At 59.6% G+C, this 1265-nt stretch carries 1 protein-coding gene; it reads right to left on the minus strand.

Annotated elements, in window-relative coordinates:
- Window positions 1-148 precede the first annotated feature (148 nt).
- Window positions 149-1265, minus strand: a 1117-nt coding sequence (rpoN, locus tag VZ95_RS16000; protein ID WP_045776747.1) for an RNA polymerase factor sigma-54, incomplete at its 5' end; no start/stop codon positions are given.

A 1265-nucleotide genomic window follows, 5' to 3' on the forward strand; every position in this document is an offset into this window, starting at 1 on the left:
CTTCTTTTTGACTCAGTTGACACCGATCTTTATCGGCTCAGCCCCGAGTTAACCCCCTAAACCGTCGCAGATATGCAACAGTGTTGCCGGTTCTAACTCTTGTCGGCGCGTCTCCCTATTTGTCTTGGAGATAGCGTTACAGAGTTTTTTAGATTCCGAAAGCCTTTTCGCGTCGGCGCTGCACAGAAGAGGAAATTCGCATGGCCTCCCGATATTTCGCCACCGTCCGGCGGGCGATATCGACACCATCTGTCCTTAAAATATCCACAATCTTATCGTCGGAAAGCACCTCGGTCGGCTTTTCGGCGTCGATCAGCGCCTTGATGCGGTAGCGCACCGCTTCTGCCGAATGGGCCGCCGAGCCGTCCGCCGATTGAATGGCCGAGGTGAAGAAATATTTCAGCTCCAGCATACCGCGCGGGGTTGCGATATATTTTGCCGTCGTCACGCGGCTCACGGTGCTTTCGTGCAGCCCGACGCCCTCGGCAATATCGCGCAGAATAAGCGGGCGCAGATGAGTGATGCCATAGCGGAAGAAACCATCCTGCTGGCGCACGATCTCACTTGCCACTTTTAGAATCGTCGTGGCGCGCTGGTGCAGGGCTTTCACCAGCCAATTGGCGGTTTGGAACTGCTCCGAGATATACTCCTTATCGGTCTTGCTCAACGGCTGGCGGCGCACGCGGCTGTGGTAGCGGTTATTCACCAGCACGCGCGGTAGGGTTTCGGGATTGAGTTCCAAAATCCAAGTGCCATCGGGCAGGGCGTGCATGAGAATATCGGGCGTCACCGGGTCCACGTCGCTGCGCTCGAAGGCCAGGCCCGGTTTGGGATTGAGCGCCCGGATCTCGCCGATCATATCGCTCATATCCGCCCCGTCGACGCCGCAGATCCGCTGCAAAGTGGCGAGATCGCGGTGGGCCAGCAGCGGCAGATGCTCTAGCAGGGCTTGCATTGCCGGGTCGAGCCGATTGCGCTCGGCCAATTGCAGCGCCAAACATTCGCCCAAGCTGCGCGCGCCAACCCCCGTAGGGTCGAAGCGCTGCACCTGCTTTAGCACCGCCTCGATGCGCGCTTCGTCGCAGCCGAACTGATCGGCAAAGCCCAGCAGCGGTTCGGATAAATAGCCCGCATCGTCAATCGCCTCGACCAGAGCGGCGGCGATCATCCGATCGGTGCTGTGGGCGAAGGTGAGCCCGACCTGCTCCATGAGATGCTGGCGCAGCGTGGGCCGCTCGGTGAGCGTTTCCTCCAGCCCGCGCATA

The sequence above is a fragment of the Elstera litoralis genome, assembly GCF_000963705.1.
GTDB lineage: Bacteria > Pseudomonadota > Alphaproteobacteria > Elsterales > Elsteraceae > Elstera > Elstera litoralis.